Source organism: Flavobacterium sp. ASW18X (assembly GCF_005144745.1).
Taxonomy (GTDB): Bacteria; Bacteroidota; Bacteroidia; order Flavobacteriales; family Flavobacteriaceae; genus Croceivirga.
This window is the reverse complement of sequence record NZ_SWKK01000002.1, coordinates 71,072-87,694: the sequence shown is the minus strand read 5'-3', so window position 1 is coordinate 87,694 and position 16,623 is coordinate 71,072. Positions and strand designations below refer to the sequence as shown.

General features: G+C 35.4%; 20 protein-coding genes. 18 read left to right on the top strand and 2 right to left on the bottom strand.

Going from position 1 to position 16,623, the window contains the following annotated elements:
* Nucleotides 1-89: 89 nt before the first annotated feature.
* The 7 genes from FBT53_RS00970 (at nt 90) to FBT53_RS16020 (ending at nt 6,756) form a co-directional block, all read left to right on the top strand.
* Nucleotides 90-1,547: a hypothetical protein gene (locus FBT53_RS00970; RefSeq protein WP_136949304.1), complete on the top strand. Its 1,458-nt coding sequence runs from the start codon at nt 90-92 to the stop codon at nt 1,545-1,547.
* A 47-nt stretch (nt 1,548-1,594) separates the two neighbouring features.
* The gene (locus FBT53_RS00965) at nt 1,595-3,727 is read left to right on the top strand and encodes a Tex family protein (protein WP_136949303.1); all 2,133 of its coding nucleotides are present in this window, start codon (nt 1,595-1,597) and stop codon (nt 3,725-3,727) included.
* A gap of 84 nt (nt 3,728-3,811) precedes the next feature.
* Nucleotides 3,812-4,186: a response regulator gene (locus FBT53_RS00960; protein ID WP_136949302.1), complete on the top strand. Its 375-nt coding sequence runs from the start codon at nt 3,812-3,814 to the stop codon at nt 4,184-4,186.
* A 7-nt stretch (nt 4,187-4,193) separates the two neighbouring features.
* On the top strand, nt 4,194-5,096 hold the full coding sequence (locus FBT53_RS00955; protein ID WP_136949301.1) for a histone deacetylase: 903 nt from the start codon (nt 4,194-4,196) through the stop codon (nt 5,094-5,096).
* Between the two features lie 19 nt (nt 5,097-5,115).
* Complete coding sequence (locus FBT53_RS00950) at nt 5,116-5,958, top strand: phosphatase PAP2 family protein (RefSeq protein WP_136949300.1); 843 nt, start codon at nt 5,116-5,118, stop codon at nt 5,956-5,958.
* Nucleotides 5,959-6,006: 48 nt separating this feature from the next.
* Complete coding sequence (locus FBT53_RS00945) at nt 6,007-6,528, top strand: ferritin (protein ID WP_136949299.1); 522 nt, start codon at nt 6,007-6,009, stop codon at nt 6,526-6,528.
* A 66-nt stretch (nt 6,529-6,594) separates the two neighbouring features.
* Entirely contained in the window at nt 6,595-6,756 is a 162-nt protein-coding gene (locus tag FBT53_RS16020; RefSeq protein ID WP_169630297.1) for a hypothetical protein, read from the top strand.
* 1 nt (nt 6,757) lies between these two features.
* Here the strand turns inward: FBT53_RS16020 and FBT53_RS00940 are convergent, their stop codons facing one another.
* The gene (locus FBT53_RS00940; RefSeq protein ID WP_136949298.1) at nt 6,758-7,138 is read right to left on the bottom strand and encodes a hypothetical protein; all 381 of its coding nucleotides are present in this window, start codon (nt 7,136-7,138) and stop codon (nt 6,758-6,760) included.
* A 140-nt stretch (nt 7,139-7,278) separates the two neighbouring features.
* A complete protein-coding gene (locus FBT53_RS00935; protein WP_136949297.1) occupies nt 7,279-7,611 on the bottom strand; it encodes a single-stranded DNA-binding protein in 333 nt (110 codons plus the stop codon).
* Between the two features lie 238 nt (nt 7,612-7,849).
* On the opposite strand from FBT53_RS00935, the gene FBT53_RS00930 reads away from it, so the two are divergent.
* The 11 genes from FBT53_RS00930 (at nt 7,850) to FBT53_RS00880 (ending at nt 16,613) form a co-directional block, all read left to right on the top strand.
* Complete coding sequence (locus FBT53_RS00930) at nt 7,850-8,212, top strand: DUF2200 domain-containing protein (protein WP_136949296.1); 363 nt, start codon at nt 7,850-7,852, stop codon at nt 8,210-8,212.
* 80 nt (nt 8,213-8,292) lie between these two features.
* The gene (locus FBT53_RS00925; RefSeq protein ID WP_136949295.1) at nt 8,293-9,297 is read left to right on the top strand and encodes an ATP-binding protein; all 1,005 of its coding nucleotides are present in this window, start codon (nt 8,293-8,295) and stop codon (nt 9,295-9,297) included.
* 67 nt (nt 9,298-9,364) lie between these two features.
* On the top strand, nt 9,365-9,928 hold the full coding sequence (locus FBT53_RS00920; protein WP_136949294.1) for a TetR/AcrR family transcriptional regulator: 564 nt from the start codon (nt 9,365-9,367) through the stop codon (nt 9,926-9,928).
* 50 nt (nt 9,929-9,978) lie between these two features.
* On the top strand, nt 9,979-10,389 hold the full coding sequence (locus tag FBT53_RS00915; RefSeq protein WP_169630296.1) for a nuclear transport factor 2 family protein: 411 nt from the start codon (nt 9,979-9,981) through the stop codon (nt 10,387-10,389).
* A 4-nt stretch (nt 10,390-10,393) separates the two neighbouring features.
* The gene (locus FBT53_RS00910; RefSeq protein ID WP_136949293.1) at nt 10,394-11,362 is read left to right on the top strand and encodes an alpha/beta fold hydrolase; all 969 of its coding nucleotides are present in this window, start codon (nt 10,394-10,396) and stop codon (nt 11,360-11,362) included.
* 105 nt (nt 11,363-11,467) lie between these two features.
* On the top strand, nt 11,468-13,135 hold the full coding sequence (locus FBT53_RS00905) for an amidohydrolase (RefSeq protein WP_136949292.1): 1,668 nt from the start codon (nt 11,468-11,470) through the stop codon (nt 13,133-13,135).
* A 36-nt stretch (nt 13,136-13,171) separates the two neighbouring features.
* Nucleotides 13,172-14,233 (top strand): FAD-dependent oxidoreductase, encoded by a 1,062-nt coding sequence (locus FBT53_RS00900; RefSeq protein WP_136949291.1) that lies wholly within the window; start codon nt 13,172-13,174, stop codon nt 14,231-14,233.
* A 239-nt stretch (nt 14,234-14,472) separates the two neighbouring features.
* Nucleotides 14,473-15,159, top strand: a complete 687-nt coding sequence (locus FBT53_RS00895; RefSeq protein ID WP_136949290.1) for an SIMPL domain-containing protein — start codon at nt 14,473-14,475, stop codon at nt 15,157-15,159.
* Between the two features lie 12 nt (nt 15,160-15,171).
* Nucleotides 15,172-15,681, top strand: a complete 510-nt coding sequence (locus FBT53_RS00890) for a DUF6265 family protein (RefSeq protein WP_169630295.1) — start codon at nt 15,172-15,174, stop codon at nt 15,679-15,681.
* Nucleotides 15,678-16,253 carry a pentapeptide repeat-containing protein gene (locus FBT53_RS00885; RefSeq protein ID WP_136949289.1) on the top strand — a complete coding sequence of 192 codons (576 nt, stop codon included), beginning with the start codon at nt 15,678-15,680 and terminating at the stop codon, nt 16,251-16,253. Before FBT53_RS00890 ends, FBT53_RS00885 begins: the two co-directional genes overlap by 4 nt.
* 3 nt (nt 16,254-16,256) lie before the next feature.
* Nucleotides 16,257-16,613: a hypothetical protein gene (locus tag FBT53_RS00880; protein WP_136949288.1), complete on the top strand. Its 357-nt coding sequence runs from the start codon at nt 16,257-16,259 to the stop codon at nt 16,611-16,613.
* The last annotated feature ends 10 nt before the right edge of the window (nt 16,614-16,623 follow it).

The window sequence follows — 16,623 nt, the reverse complement described above, 5'->3', positions numbered from 1 at the left end:
ATGAATATAGCGGAAATTCATTTTTCCAATAATTATCACTTTTTAAAAAAGTAAAACTACAATAGTACAAACCATATAAATAATTAGAATTGAAACATTTATTAATCACTATTTCTGTTTGCCTACCGTTTCTGTGCAATGCACAAAAAGAAATACTAAAACTAAACAACCATTTAAAAACGAATAAAAAAAAGATGCAAGGAACTTTTCCTGTAGTTGATAAAAATACTGGGGAGTACACGCTTTTTTTTGATGATAAAAAAAACTTCTATGCCTACCACATAGACAGTCAAAATAATGTAGAAAACAGCTTTTTGTCCGAAGGTTTACCGAAAAAATACAATGAAGTCATTGGACATTACAAGAATGGAGATAAAACAATGCTTTTCTTAAAAGACAAGGGTAACAAAAAATTTGGCAGTATTCTTTTTGATTTTGATAAACAAACCTCTAAAGAAATTGTTTATGATTTTAAATTACAAAAAGAAAGCTACGTTACTAGTTACTCTAATGAAGATAACTTTTATTTAGTAACAATAGTAAATAAATCTAGTGTACTTAACTTATATACCTTTGATTTTGAGGGGCAATACAAAAAAGAATCAATTGATTTACAAGGTGAAACTTTTTTAAGCACACAAGGGAAAGCAATAGACTTACATAAATTAATGTTATCTGAAGGGCCTAAAGGAACAGGTACCTACACATCAAATTTAGATGTCGTAGAAATTTCACCAGAATCTCCAAACACTATTGAAATTACTTCTGAATCTACCAAAATGTATTCAAAAGACTCCTCATTTATAATTTCCTTAGATGGTGGCTTAGACACCTACCTATTGCAAATAGACCCAAAAGCCATTTCCTATAAGCTTACTGCAATAGCGAGACCAAGTCTAACAGGAGAGAAAATTAATAGCAACTCTTTCATTCTTGATGATAACATACACCTTATTGCTGCAACTGTCGATGCTTTGAAATATGAAGTAAAGGCGTTAAACACAAAAAAAATTATTAAAAGCTACACTGTTAAAGAAGATGAAGAAATTTCTTTTAAAAACACACCCATAATTCAAGAAGGCGGTAGGATTAAGGATTATAGAGAAATGGAAAAAACGGCAAAGCTGCTACGTAGATTAGGAAAAGAATATATTGGTATAGCTGTAGAAAAACTAGATGACAATTATGTGGTTACAATTGGTTCTAAAAAAGAAATATCTACAGGCGGCGGCCCAGGAGTTTCCTTTGTAGGGGTTGGTGGAGCTGCAGGCGCGTTCACTGTTGGTGTGATAGTTCCCTCATATAATCCAGTTTTTAACTCCTTTAACTCTTACACAAAAACCAAGGCAACTAGAATAGAATGTCTTTTTGATGCTAATTTCAATCATCTAGATGGAAATATAAAGAATAATGTTTTTGAGAAAATCAACCAAGATTCAGAAGAAATAAAATCTAAAAGTGGAGAAACTATTTTTATTTTGAATAATAAGTTTATTTGGGGTTACTATGACAAGGCATCCAATAATTACTTACTTTATGAATATTGATTTTTACTAAAACACAATATTTAAAAAATCCTGAAGCAATAATTTCTATGAATTCCCTTTTACAATTCATCACCCAAAACACGCAGCTAGACAGCAAAAGTGTGGCCAACACGGTTAGTCTTTTAGAAGAAGATTGCACCGTACCTTTTATTGCCCGTTACCGTAAAGAACGCACAGGCAATTTAGATGAGCTGCAAATTGGTGAAATTGTAAAGTTCAAAGAAGCTTTTGAGACCTTAGAGATACGCAAGGCTACCATTTTAAAAGCTATTGAAGAGCAAGATGCTTTAACGCCAGAACTAAAAAGCAAAATAGAACAAACGGTAGACGCTACCGTCTTAGAAGATATTTACCTTCCTTTTAAGAAAAGTAGAAAGACCAAAGCTGAAAAAGCACGCAAAAATGGATTAGAGCCTTTGGCTAAAATTATCATGGCACAGCGTACTACAGATTTGGATTTCACCGCGGGTAAATACGCCAACGCCAATGTCCCTGATGAAGCTGCAGCACTAGAAGGTGCCAGACATATTATTGCGGAATGGATTAATGAGCGTACAGATATTCGAAACCAGATTAGAACGCAATTAGAAAGATACGCCCAGTTAGAAACCAAAGTAATTGGCACCAAAAAAGACGATGAAAAGGCACAGAAATATCAAGATTATTTTGATTGGAACGAGTCCCTTTCCCGCTGTCCGTCCCACCGATTATTAGCTATATTACGTGCAGAGAGCGAAGGATTTATTCGTGTAAAAATTAGTATTGATGACGACCGCGCTTTAGACCGAATAGATCAAAAAGTGATAAAGAGCAATAATGCTTGTGCAGACCAAATTGCTATGGCTGTAGAAGATGCATATAAAAGATTGCTGCTACCCTCTTTATCTAACGAAATTTTAAAGCAAGCTAAAGAAAAAGCAGATGAGGCGGCCATTGCCGTATTCACCAAAAATTTAAGGCAATTACTATTAGCACCACCCCTAGGGGAGAAACGAATTTTGGCCATTGACCCTGGCTTCCGAACAGGTTGCAAATTGGTTTGTTTAGATGCCAATGGCAATTTGTTACATAACGAAACTATTTATCCACACCCGCCACAGAAACAGTTTAGAGAAGCTAGTAAAAAGATAGCTTCTTTAGTAGATGCCTATAAAATTGAAGCCATAGCCATTGGTAACGGCACGGCATCTAGAGAGACCGAAAATCTGGTAAAAAACACGCCATTTAAACGCGATTTGGAAGTGTTTGTGGTAAGCGAAGCCGGAGCCAGTATATATTCTGCGTCTAAAATTGCCCGGGACGAGTTTCCAAATTATGATGTTACCGTACGTGGCGCTGTTTCTATAGGCAGACGTTTAGCAGACCCCTTGGCAGAATTGGTTAAGATTGATGCTAAAAGTATTGGCGTTGGGCAATACCAACACGATGTTGACCAAACCAAATTAAAAACGGCTTTAGATACCGTAGTAGAAAGCTGTGTGAACTCCGTTGGTGTAAACGTGAATACGGCGAGTGAATCGCTTTTGAGTTATGTATCTGGCATTGGTCCCAAACTAGCGGAAAATATTGTAAACCATAGAGCAGAAAATGGTGCTTTCACCTCTAGAGAAGCCATAAAAAAAGTGCCTCGATTAGGTGGTAAAGCTTTTGAGCAAGCAGCTGGATTTTTACGTATTCGTGATGCGGAGAACCCACTAGACGATTCGGCCGTGCATCCAGAGAGTTATGGTATAGTAAAGCAAATGGCAAAAGACCAAGGTATACCACTAACCAAGATTGTTCGTAATACCACAGTGTTAAAGAACATCGACCTTAAAAAATACCAAACAGAAACTATAGGTTTGCCCACCCTGCAAGATATTTTAGAAGAACTAGAAAAACCAGGGCTAGACCGTAGGGAAAAGGCCAAAGCCTTTACGTTTGACCAAAATATTAGAACTATAGAAGATTTGAGGTCAGGCCAATTACTACCAGGTATTGTTAACAACATTACTAACTTTGGTTGTTTTGTAGATGTAGGTATCAAAGAAAGTGGGTTGATTCATGTATCTAATTTATCGGACAGTTACGTGAGTGATGTCAATAGTATTGTGAGTTTACATCAGCAGGTAATTGTAAAAGTTTTAGAGGTTGATGCAAAACGAAAACGGATACAATTAGCTCTTCACAGTAAAGCATAAGAAAAAATAACACTACTTAACAAATTGTTGTGTGTATATTTTTGTTCTACACCTCTAAATTAAATAGCTTAGAGCCGTTTAGCTATGGAGGAAAAAAAATATACCCTATTGGTTGCAGATGATGAACAAGTAAATTTTTACTTGTTAGAAATGTGGCTTAAAGAAAAATACAATCTAGCACATGTTACAGATGGTACAGAAGTACTTTCTTATCTTAAAAAATACCCTAACCAAGTAGACTTAATTGTGATGGATTTAAATATGCCTATTTTAAACGGTAAAGCTACAATAGCACAACTAAGAAAGGAGGGTTTCACCTTACCAATTATAGTACAATCTGCCTTTATATTGGAAGAGGAATTAGAGGAATTAAAAGCTTTAGGTTGCGATGATGTCATAGAAAAACCTTTACATCAAAAGGAATTAGAGCGTTTATTAGTTACTATCTTAAAAAAGTAGATGAGTAATGCTAAAAATAGCCTATCACCCTATTTACAAACATCCGTTGCCAGATGGGCATCGTTTTCCTATGATAAAGTACGAGCTCCTTCCACAACAATTACAACTAGAGGGTATTTGTACAGCGGCTAACTTTTTTGCACCTACACTAGCGTCTAAAGTAGATATTATTCGAGCACATGAGGAAACCTATTACAATAGGCTCATCAATTTAGAGTTGACCCCCAAAGAAATAAGAAAAAGTGGATTTCCACTATCTGATGTTTTAGTAAAACGAGAGCGTATTATTGCTCAAGGTACTATAAACAACTGCCATTATGCGCTAGAATATGGTGTTAGTATAAATATTGCTGGTGGAACCCACCATGCCTACACCAATAGAGCGGAAGCATTTTGTTTACTAAATGACCAAGCCATAGCTGCTCATTATTTACTTTTTCATCAACTAGCTAAAAAAATACTCATAATAGATTTAGATGTGCACCAAGGCAATGGTACTGCAGAAATATTCAGCAATGAGCCGCGCGTTTTCACTTTCTCAATGCATGGTGAAGGTAACTACCCTTTTAAAAAAGAAACATCGGACTTAGATATTGCGTTAGCCAAAAACACAGATGATGCTACTTATTTAAAGCTACTTTCAAATATTCTTCCTAATTTGATAGAAGAAGAACAACCAGATTTTATTTTTTATCTATCTGGTGTAGATGTATTGGCTACAGATAAATTAGGCACCCTAGGGATGAGTATAGAGGGTTGTGCAAAAAGAGATGCCTTAGTATTTAAAATTGCTAAGGAAAATAATATCCCAATACAATGTAGTATGGGCGGCGGTTACTCCCCAGATATTAAGATTATCTTAAAAGCCCATGTAAATACTTATAAGCTAGCTCAAGAGTTCTATTTTTGACGGCTAAAAAAAATTGAATATGGAAAAGTTGGCATCAATACTAGTATTACTTTGTTTTAGTTTTAATGCATTGGCTCAGGACGTTCCCGGACCTAAGAAGGACAAACTTTGGAATGAATTTACCTATGACATGGGCAACGTATTTAATGGCATGGGTTATAGCTACAGTAGACCTGCACATTGGCAAGGGGAGCAATGGGGTAATTTTGGCATGTTAACCGCCGGAACCCTAGCCTTGTTTTTAGTAGATGATGAAGTATATAATTGGACCCAAGAGTGGGAAGAAGATGTGCCGCAATCAATTAAAGACTATGGTCATAAATACGGTAATCCAAACAACAATTATATGTTCACTGGGGCTGTTTACTTAACTGGCCTATTCACCAAAAATGAAAAATTAAGAAGAACTGGTGTTCTTTTAATCTCCTCTGCCACTGCAGGTGGGCTACTGCAACAAGTTAGCAAACGTATTGTGGGTAGAGCAAGACCAAAAAGCGGCGATTCCTCGGGAACGTTTGACCCCATACATTTAGACCGTGTATTTAATTACGATTCTTTCCCTTCTGGCCATGCTATGTTAGCTTTCAGCAATGCTTACGCCATTGGCAAACAATTTAAAAGCCCTTGGATTAAAGCTGGTTTGTATACCGTAGGTATGATTCCCGGAATGGTACGTGTTTTAGATGGTTTTCACTGGATTTCTGACGTGGCCTTTAGTACTGCACTTAGTATTTTTATTGTAGAATCTATAGATAAATATTTAGATAAAAAATATAGCGAAAAATACAATGACACCCGTAAAGAAGTTGATTGGAGCTTACAATTTGGTTTAAATACGGTAGGTGTTAGCGTAAGTTTTTAACTTTATTCTTAATTATCCGATTTGTAACTTTAGTTTAAAATAAAACCTATGTTATCTAAAAAATTAGAAGAAGCATTAAATACGCAAATCCGTATAGAAGCAGAATCTAGCCAAGTATATTTATCTATGGCTTGCTGGGCAGAAGTTAAAGGCTTAGAAGGTGTTGCAAAATTTATGTATGGCCATTCTGATGAAGAGCGAATGCATATGCTTAAATTGATTAAATATGTAAACGAGCGTGGTGGTCATGCGCATATCTCTGACCTAAAGGCACCAGATACCGAGTTTGGAAGTTTTCAAAAAATGTTTGAGCAATTGTACCAGCACGAAATTTATGTAAGTAAGAGTATTAATGAGTTAGTGCACATAACTTTAGAAGAAAAGGACTATGCTACCCATAACTTTTTACAATGGTATGTGGCAGAACAATTAGAAGAAGAGGCGCTGGCGAGAACAGTATTAGATAAGATAAATTTAATTGGTAATGATAAAGGCGGCTTGTATTTGTTTGATAGAGATATACAGCAACTTACCGTAGAGAGTGCTGCATCAGAAACAGGCCAGTTATAATATTTAACTTATAGTTTATTTAGATTTATTTAAAATAATATATTTTTGCCCATATTCATTCGCAGTATGGGCAAGAAAAAATCGGCTGTTAAAGAACTTAAACAAGCGCATTTAGAAAAGCTAAATCCTAAAAAGTGTAAGACTAAATGTTGTGATAAGTTTAAAAAAGGAGAACACAAACGCTGCAAACGTTGTCCTTGTTTTGATTTATTACAAAAAGTTGCCTAATCTATTGAGCCACAAGTTCGCTCCCTTTGGTATCGTGTAATATGTAAATACTAGCTTGTTTTAGATATAATTCGGTATGGTCACAAGCATTATCCTCACAATATTTTTGATGTGCTAGATACTCCGTACGTTTCTGCCTCATATACACAGCATATAAATCTGGACGTTGTTTTTCTAAGATAGCCTCGTAACTTTTCTGGTCGCTCCAGAAATCTTGTTCATCTTCTAATTTATTGTAAGAAAGTTGATGCTCATTATTGGCATCTTTAACCGCTAAGTGGGTATAAAAATTTACTTCTTTGGTGGTCGCCTCTTGTTGTGCCATTAATCCAATGGGTGTTCCTAAAAGGAATATAGCGATATAACAAGATAGCTTTTTCATTACTTTAATATACGTAAAGTTAGACGATATGGATGCTAGTTAATAACCCCATTACTATTAAGCTATTGTTAAAGTTTAAAAAACACAAAAAAAGAGGGTAAATAACCCTCTTTCCTAGTTAAATTTATCAATTTAATGTGCTATTTTCCAAGAAGTAATAACTCATTACACCTTACTTCCGTAATGTATCTTTTCTCTCCGTTACTCGTTTCATAGTTTCTATGAGTTAATTTGCCCTCAATAGCTACCTGTTTTCCTTTAACTAAATAACTTTCTACTAAATCTGCCAGCTTACCCCATGCCACGATATTGTGCCATTGTACATCTTCTACACGTTCTCCTTTATTGTTTTTATAACTTTCGCTTGTAGCGATAGAAAAGCGGGCTAATTTGCCGCCGCCATCTAAATTTAGAACTTCTGGATCTGTTCCTAAATTACCAATCAACTGTACTTTGTTTTTTAATGCGTTCATTTTACTAATTTTTATATGTTAAACAGTTAATACTAGTGCTGTACCTATCAACACCGAGGCAAACTTAGGGGCTGGTTCCATAAGTAATCGGTAACAAAGTATTTAATTTCGATTGTAGTCGTTTGTAATCATTTATAAATGAATAAAAAAAGGAATACCAACTTAAAAAAATGCTATACCATTGTCATTCTGGGTATTTAAAAAGAATTCAATATCTTAAACAGACAAACCTATGTCTATGAAAGCTACACCTGAACATAATGAACGTATTGCCAAACTTACATTTAGCGCCGTTTATCCTCATTACCGAACTAAAGTTGTTAAAAAAGGGCGCACAGAAGAAGAATTACAGCAAGTCATTACATGGTTAACGGGGTATAGTTCAGAAGAAATTAGACAATTACTCCGAGATAAAATCACCTTTAAAACATTTTTTGAAAAAGCAACCCTGCATCCGAATGCACATTTGATTAAAGGAGTCATATGCGGCTATCGCATTGAAGAACTAGAAAACCCTATTACAAGACAAACTCGATATTTAGACAAATTAGTGGATGAATTAGCTAAGGGGAGAAAGATGGAAAAAATATTAAGACAATAATTATAACATAATAAGCATTTAAGAATTTTCGTTTTATGTCCGTCGTTTAGAAAGTAATTCTAATAACTGAACAATTATAAATGGTACTAACCAATTACATAATTGCCATACTTATTTTGCTAGGAGCATTTATTCTGTTCTTAAGTGCGCGGTACACCACTAAAATCTTTAGGATACTCCCAGATAATAAACTTAAAACAAATTGGAAAAAATTACGCCTACTCATGATTCTATTTTTAGTAGGTTATTTAGGCGTTGCGCTTGCCGTTATTTTAGGGAACACCAACCTACTCACCTACCTATCTGGTGGCATTTTTTTTATGGGTTCTCTTTTTGTTTTTATAGTAGTGGGCACAGGTTTAGATAGTTTTAAAAAATTGAATGAGCTACACCAAAATTTAGATGACACCGAACTTAAGAATAAGGAATTAGAACAATTTGCTTACATTACCTCTCATGACTTAAAAGCACCACTCAGGGGTATTTCTAGCTTAACTACATTTGCTAAGGAAGATTTAAAAGCTGGTAATACCGCTAGCTTACTAAACCACCTTATTTTAATGGAGGGCCGTATTGAGCGTTTAGAAGATTTAATTAATGGCATTTTACTCTATTCTAAAATAGGTAAAATAAAGGCAGAACAGTTAGACTTGCATGCCCTAGTAGAAGATGAATTTAAGAACTACAAAAATCAGAAACACATTCATTTTAAAATAATAGGTAGGTTACCCATTATTAAAGGTGATAAAACCCAAATAAGTCAGGTGATAGCAAACCTTATTAGCAACGCCATTAAATACAACGATAAAGAATTTTGCCAAGTAACTATAGCGAGCATTGAACGGTCTGATTATTATGAAATAAGCTTTGAAGATAATGGCCCTGGCATTGCACCCCAATACCATGAGAAGATTTTTGATGTTTTCCAAACCCTTACTGAAGACCAAACCATGGAAAGCACAGGACTAGGATTGTCCATCGTAAAAAAAATAATTGAAAAACATGAAGGAGGAATACACTTGCACTCTGATGGCGAATTGGGAAGCAAATTTGTCTTGAGCTATCCCAAACGGCTTAGCCGGTAAATCATAATTCTAATTTAGTTTTTTACCGAATGTTTGGTTATTAGTAATTTTTTTGTACATTTGCTTCATGAGACCACAAAAAGTATCTGAAGAAGAAATATTAATTAGCCTAACTAAAGTATTTAGAGCAAAAGGATATGAAGGTGCTAGTTTACAAGACTTAGCAGCAGCTACTGGCTTAAAAAAGGCAAGCCTATATCACAGGTTTCCAGAAGGTAAAAAAGAAATGGCAGAAGCCGTACTCCAGTATATAAATGATTGGGTAGACCTGCATGTATTTAAGCCTTTGGATGACACAAATGATACCCCAACACAACGATTAACTAAAGCTCTTTCCGGTATACGACAGCTTTATGATGGTGGCAAAGAAACTTGCCTTTTTAGAGCATTGTCTATGCAAGCAAGTCTTGCCCTTTTTGAACAACAAATAGTAGCTGGTTTACATACCTGGCGTACTAAATTTGCCAGCTTAGCTAGTGCTTTTGGGTTTGATTCAGACAAGGCTTCTCAATTGGGTTTAGAAACATTAATAGCCATTCAAGGTAGTCTTATTGTGGCTAAAGGTCTTAATGACATTACCGTTTTTGAGCAAACACTAACTAAAATTGAAAATTCATTTATAACAGATTAAAAAAATTTAAATTATTAATTTACCGAATGTTCGGTTTTTTATTAAGAATTATGGAAAAAAAATACCCATTACCTCCTTTTAACAAGGAAACCGCTTTAGAAAAAATACAATTAGCCGAAGACGCATGGAATAGTCAAGACCCTATAAGAGTATCCATGGCATATGCTACAGATACCGAATGGCGTAACAGAAATCAATTTATCAATGGCCGAGCCGAAGTGCAAGCCTTCTTAGCCGACAAATGGAAAAAGGAGCTTAACTATAAGCTTAAAAAAGAATTATGGGCCTATCAAGACAATAGGATTGCGGTGCGCTTTGAGTATGAATACCGCACCAAAGAAGGACAGTGGTTCAGAGCTTATGGCAATGAAAATTGGGAATTTGACGCTGATGGTTATATGATAAAACGCTACGCCAGCATCAACGACTTAGCCATTAACGAAACAGACAGAAAATTATAATACAATGAAAAAAATAATCGGTATTGCTCTTGGGATTACCTTAGTAATGGGTGCTTGCAAGAATGGAAAAACTATTCCTGAAAATGAAAAAACAACAGAAAATAAAGTAACTATGAATCCTATTTATTACAAAAAATTAGACGTTAACGGAGTACACATTGCATACAGAGAAGCTGGGAATCCAGAAAATCCTGCTATAGTATTACTCCATGGATTTCCCTCTTCATCACATCAATATAGAAAAGTATTAAACGCCTTAGCAGACAACTATTACTTAATTGCCCCGGATTATCCAGGATTTGGCAATAGTGATTTTCCTTCTACAGACACTTACACTTATACCTTTGACAATCTTGCAAAAACTATAGACCAGTTTTTAGAACTTAAAGGACTCTCTGAATATGCACTAATGATACAAGATTATGGAGCTCCAGTTGGTTTTAGGATTGCCACAGCCCATCCAGAACGCATAACAGCAATAGTAAACCAAAATGGCAATGCCTATGAAGAAGGCCTAGGAGAAGCTTGGGCAACCACAAAAGAATTATGGAAAAATAGAAATGCAGAAACCGAAAAAGCAATGCTACCTGTCTTTTCCTTAGAAGGATTAGAATGGCAATACACCCATGGTGTACGTAATCCAGAAGTGGTAAATCCAGATACATGGCATTTAGATTATTTGCGTTTATCTAGACCTAATGCCCATAAGGTAAATTTAGATTTATTCTATGATTACCAGAATAATGTAAAACTCTACCCAAAATGGCAGCAGTATTTAAGAGAACATCAGCCCCCTATGCTGATAGTTTGGGGTAAAAACGATGCTTTCTTCCCCGCAAGTGGTGCAGAAGCCTACAAAAAAGATGTAAAAGACATCGACTTTAATATCTATGATACAGGTCATTTTGCATTAGAAGAAGAGGGAGAGGCTATATTGAAAAAAATGAGAAGCTTTTTAAATCAACATCTTTAGTAAAGACCTTCTAGCCAAAGATAGAAAGGCGCCCTTAAAAGGGCGCTTTTGGTATTCTGTTACTCCTCTAGCTTTTTGATTATCTTTAGTTTTTTAAATCAATCTATGACCGGTTTATTTCCTTTTCGCTACAGCTTCTTATATTTACTCCTCAACTTATTTCTTTTATCATCCTGCAATAAAAAGCAGCAAATCTATGCCGATACTGTAGTTGTAAATGCCACATTTTGGACTCCAGATGTAGCCATGGACACCATAGAAGCCATGGCCATTAAAGGAGATACCATCCTTGCCATAGGCAAAAGAAAAACGCTCAACGAGCATATCAATGCTACTACTACCGTAATTGATGCAAAAGGAAAAATGGTTGTCCCTGGTTTCATAGATGCTCATGTACACTTACTCATGGGAGGTAATAGTCTTTTAAATGTAGCGCTTAGAGATGTAGATAACAAACAAGAATTTATCACTAAAATTGAGGATTTTGCCAAGACACTTGATTCGGACGAATGGATTGTAGAAGGGAATTGGGACCATACGCTTTGGGGCGGTGAGCTCCCTAATAAAAGTTGGATTGATTCCGTAACACCCAACACCCCTGTTGCTATTTATCGTATGGATGGTCATATGATTCTCGCTAATTCCGCAGCTTTAAAAATTGCAGGCATTGACACCTCTACTTTAAACCCAGCTAAAGGAGAGATTGTAAAAGATGCTGAAGGCGAACCTACTGGTATTTTAAAGAGTGAAGCCATGTACTTAGTGTTAGATAAAATACCACCATTATCGCCAGAAAAAAAGATAGATGCTATTTTAAAAGCACAAAACTATTTTTTAAGTCAAGGGGTTACGAGTGTTCATGATGTTGATAGTCTAGGAGGGTTTTCTGTTTTGCAAAAAATGTATGCTAGTAATCAATTGAAAGTAAGGGTGTATTCTGCAGACCCACTACCACAATACCGCACTATAGACCCAAATACCCTTGTGGCAAACAAGTGGATTAAAAATGGTTTATTAAAAGGCTTTATGGATGGTTCTTTGGGCTCACATACGGCAGCGTTTAATAATCCCTATTCCGATAGTCCAAAAGACAAAGGGATTCTAATGCTAAATAATGATACTATTTTTAAATGGATAGAAGAAGCTGATATGGCTGGGTTTAAAATAACTGTTCATGCTATAGGTGATAAAGCAAATACTACATTACTGAACGCATATGAATCTGTACTCAGGAAAAACCCAGAGAAAGAACCTAGGTTTAGAATAGAGCACGCTCAACATTTAGACCCAAAAGATATTCCAAGATTTTCTTCGCTTAAAGTAATTGCTAGCATGCAACCCTACCATGCTATAGACGATGGTAGATGGGCAGAAGAATTAATTGGTAAAGAAAGAGCAAAAACAACATATGCTTTTAATTCCTTATTACAAGCTAATGCTTTACTAGCGTTTGGTAGCGATTGGCCTGTTGCACCTGCATCACCCTTATATGGTATTTATGCTGCAACAACCAGAAGAACCTTAGATGACAATAATCCTGATGGTTGGTATCCTGCAGAAAAAATAGGTGTAACGGATGCTCTCAAAGCTTATACGATTAATGCTGCGTACAGCGAATTTTCTGAAAATATAAAAGGAAGCCTTGCTGTTGGCAAACTAGCAGACTTTGTTATTTTAAGTGAAGACCTTACTAAAATAAAACCAGAACAAATAAAAGATGTTAACGTTATGGCGACTTATGTTGGTGGTAAGCTTGAATATTCTAAGGATTAAAACACAACGTAATTTTATCCGCAAATTTAAGTACTCATGGCAGAACATAAACCTATCCTTATCATTGGTGGTGGCTTAAGCGGTCTGTATTTGGCCTATCGTTTACATAAAGCTAACATACCTTTTAAACTCCTAGAGGCATCTCCTAGACTGGGTGGACGCATTTACACTTTACAAGGACTTTTAGGTACACCCTTAGAATTAGGTGCTACTTGGTTTGCCGATATACACACCGATTTTAATACATTACTTGAGGAGCTACGTTTAAATAAATTTCCGCAGTTTGATACAGGCCTATCACTTTTTCAAACGAAATCTTTTGAACCTCCTCAAAAATTTTACGTTCCTGAAAACGAAACACCATCTTATAGAATCGAAGGTGGCACGGCAAGCTTAATTAACGCATTAACCAAAGCCATACCTAAAGACGCTATTTGTTTAAATACAGCAGTCACTAAAATTCAACGCAATAAAAATGATGTTACTGCTACCACACTTAATGGAGATATTTACCGAGGTACTAAACTGTGTTTAGCAATTCCGCCTGCTCTTGTAGAAACTTTAGACTTTAATCCTCCTTTACCAGAAAATCTTATGTCCATATTACCAAAAGTGCAAACATGGATGTTGGGCAGTATAAAATTTGTGATAGAATACCGTAAACCCTTCTGGAGAGAGCAGGGATACTCCGGAATGTTGTTTAGCCACTCTGGTATTATTACAGAAATGTACGACCATACAGATTTTACAGCGCAAAAGTTTGGTTTTACAGGGTTTTTAAATGCAGGTGCATCCGAATTCACTAAAGAAGTGCGTAAAGATTATGCCCTGAAACAGTTGGTAGAGCTTTTAGGAAAAGAGGCTTTAGACTACATCCACTATCAAGATAAAGTATGGAATCACCAATGGATTAGTAATGGAGCACAAAATATTCTTAGACCACATCAAAATAATGGTCATACCCTATTACAGAAAGCATATTTAAATGATTGTGTTTACTTTGTAAATACGGAGGCAGCTACAGCGTTTTCTGGTTATATGGAAGGTGCTATCCGAGCAGTGTATACTTATTTAAGAAAGACAGAGATTTTGCCATAAATAGGTAGCAAAGGTAGACATCTAGGCTATTATTTTTAAAAACCAGTAATTTACTTCTCAAAATGCTATAACTTATTAATTTGGATATGGCCAAGATACCTTTCTGTTTTACTCCTCCTTTTCTCTATTAAATCCTATTCCCTAACCCAAAACACCTCTTTCCTTAACGGCACATCCTCTTAGCATAATACCGACTTGATGTGGCATAAGAATTGTTACCTTTAACTAAAATCTTAATCATGAAAAAACAACTCATTTATTTATTATTCTTAATTCCATTGACCACTATGGCACAAAGTAAAAATTTCTTAGATGTTGCCTATTTAGAAACCTCTGCACAAGTAGACACATTGGTGGCACCAGACCGCATATATCTGAGCATAACTATTAAAGAGCAAGATTCTAAAGGCAGGAAATCTGTAGAAGAACAAGAAAACAAAATGGCAAAAGAATTAAAAGCTCTTGGTATAAATATAGACAAGCAACTAAAAATTAAAGATGTTAGCAGCAACTTTAAAAATTATTTTTTACGCTCCAAAACGGTTTTAAAAAGCAAACAGTTTTCACTCTTGGTTTATGATGGTTTAACCGCGGGTAAAACTATGGCCGCTTTAGAAGATATTGGTATAGCCAATACCTATCTAGAACGCACAGAATATTCTAAAATGGATGAGCTAGAATTAGAGCTTAAAGGAAATGCTGTGAAAAAAGCGAAACAAAAAGCCATAGCCCTAACCAAGCCTTTAGACCAAAAAATAGGTGCCGCAATCCATATACAAGATAACTCACAACCCTACTACCGTGCTATGGCCACCCCTAGAATGGAAATGAAATCTATGGCGATGGATAGTGCAGAACCTTTAGATATTGGTTTTGAGAAAATAAAAGTAGAAAGTACAGTAAAAGTTACCTTTAAACTATTATAAAAAACGAACCTTATGAGCACCAGATTAAGCATAATTCCAGTAATTGTATGTATCTTTTTCGGCACTACTATAAAAGCTCAAAAAACCAAACAATTAGGTGAAGGTGATGCACCCGCTCCGGCTTTATTATCAGAAATAACATGGTTAGAAGGGCACTGGCGTGGCGAGGCTTTTGGTGGTATTGCAGAAGAAATATGGAGTCCTCCGTTGGGGGACTCCATGTTTTTTTCTTTTAGATTGATAGATGATGAAGGTGTGCAGTTTTATGAACTTGGCCATATAATACAGCAAGAAAATAGCCTTCTATTGCAACTAAAACATTTTTCTAAAGATTTAAAAGGCTGGGAAACCAAGGACGAAACCGTAGATTTTAAATTGGTAGATAAAGATGAAAATGCCTTTTACTTTGAAGGTTTTACGATTGAACGTATAGATAAAAACCACATAAATATGTATGTGCTTATAGACGAAGGAGATTTAAGAGAAGAAACTGTTTTTAGCTATAAAAAATACCGTCCATGAACAAACCCTATGTAATAGATACTACTTTTACCAAAGTTAATTACCAAGAAAAAGCTTTAATAAAAGCAGATTACGAGGCTTGTACATTTATAGAGTGTAACTTCTCTAATACATTCTTAGACAACCAGAACTTTGTAGACTGTGAATTTATTGGTTGTGATTTAACTAATGCTAACATAGCGCATACTACCTTTAATGTGGCCACATTCACTAAATGTAAGCTACTGGGATTAAACTTTTTTACGTGCAACCCTATGTTTCTAAGTTTATATTTTAAGGATTGTAATCTTAGCTTGAGTAATTTTTCCCAGATGGATTTAAATAACATCCACTTTATAGATTGCTCTCTGGAACAAGTAGATTTTACCAACACCCAACTTATTAGTAGTGTTTTTAAGGGTAGTAATTTAAAAAATTGCATATTCAGCAATACCAATTTAGATAAAGCAGACCTTACTACCGTTACTAATTTGATGCTGAATCCAGAAGAAAATAGCTTAAAAAAAACACGCATCAACTTACATAGCCTACCTGGTTTATTAAAAAAATACGATATTGTTGTGGAATACTAATCCATGGAAACTAAAAAATGTCTGGAATGTGGTACGCTGATAAAAGGCCGTGCCGATAAAAAATTCTGTACGGACCATTGTCGTAATGCCCATAACAACAGGCTAAATAAGGATAGCAAAAACCTGATTCGTAATATTAACAACAGGCTTCGTAAGAACTATAGAATTTTAGACAGTTTTCCACTACGCGATAATAAAACCAATACCAGTCGCACTAAATTAATAGACAAGGGTTTTGATTTTGAATATTTTACCAGTACATACACCACTAAAAAAGGTGCAACCTATTTCTTTGTGTACAATTTGGGTTATTTACCACTAGAGGGTGGTGAGTATTACATGATTGTAAAAAGAGAATAAAAAAACCCCG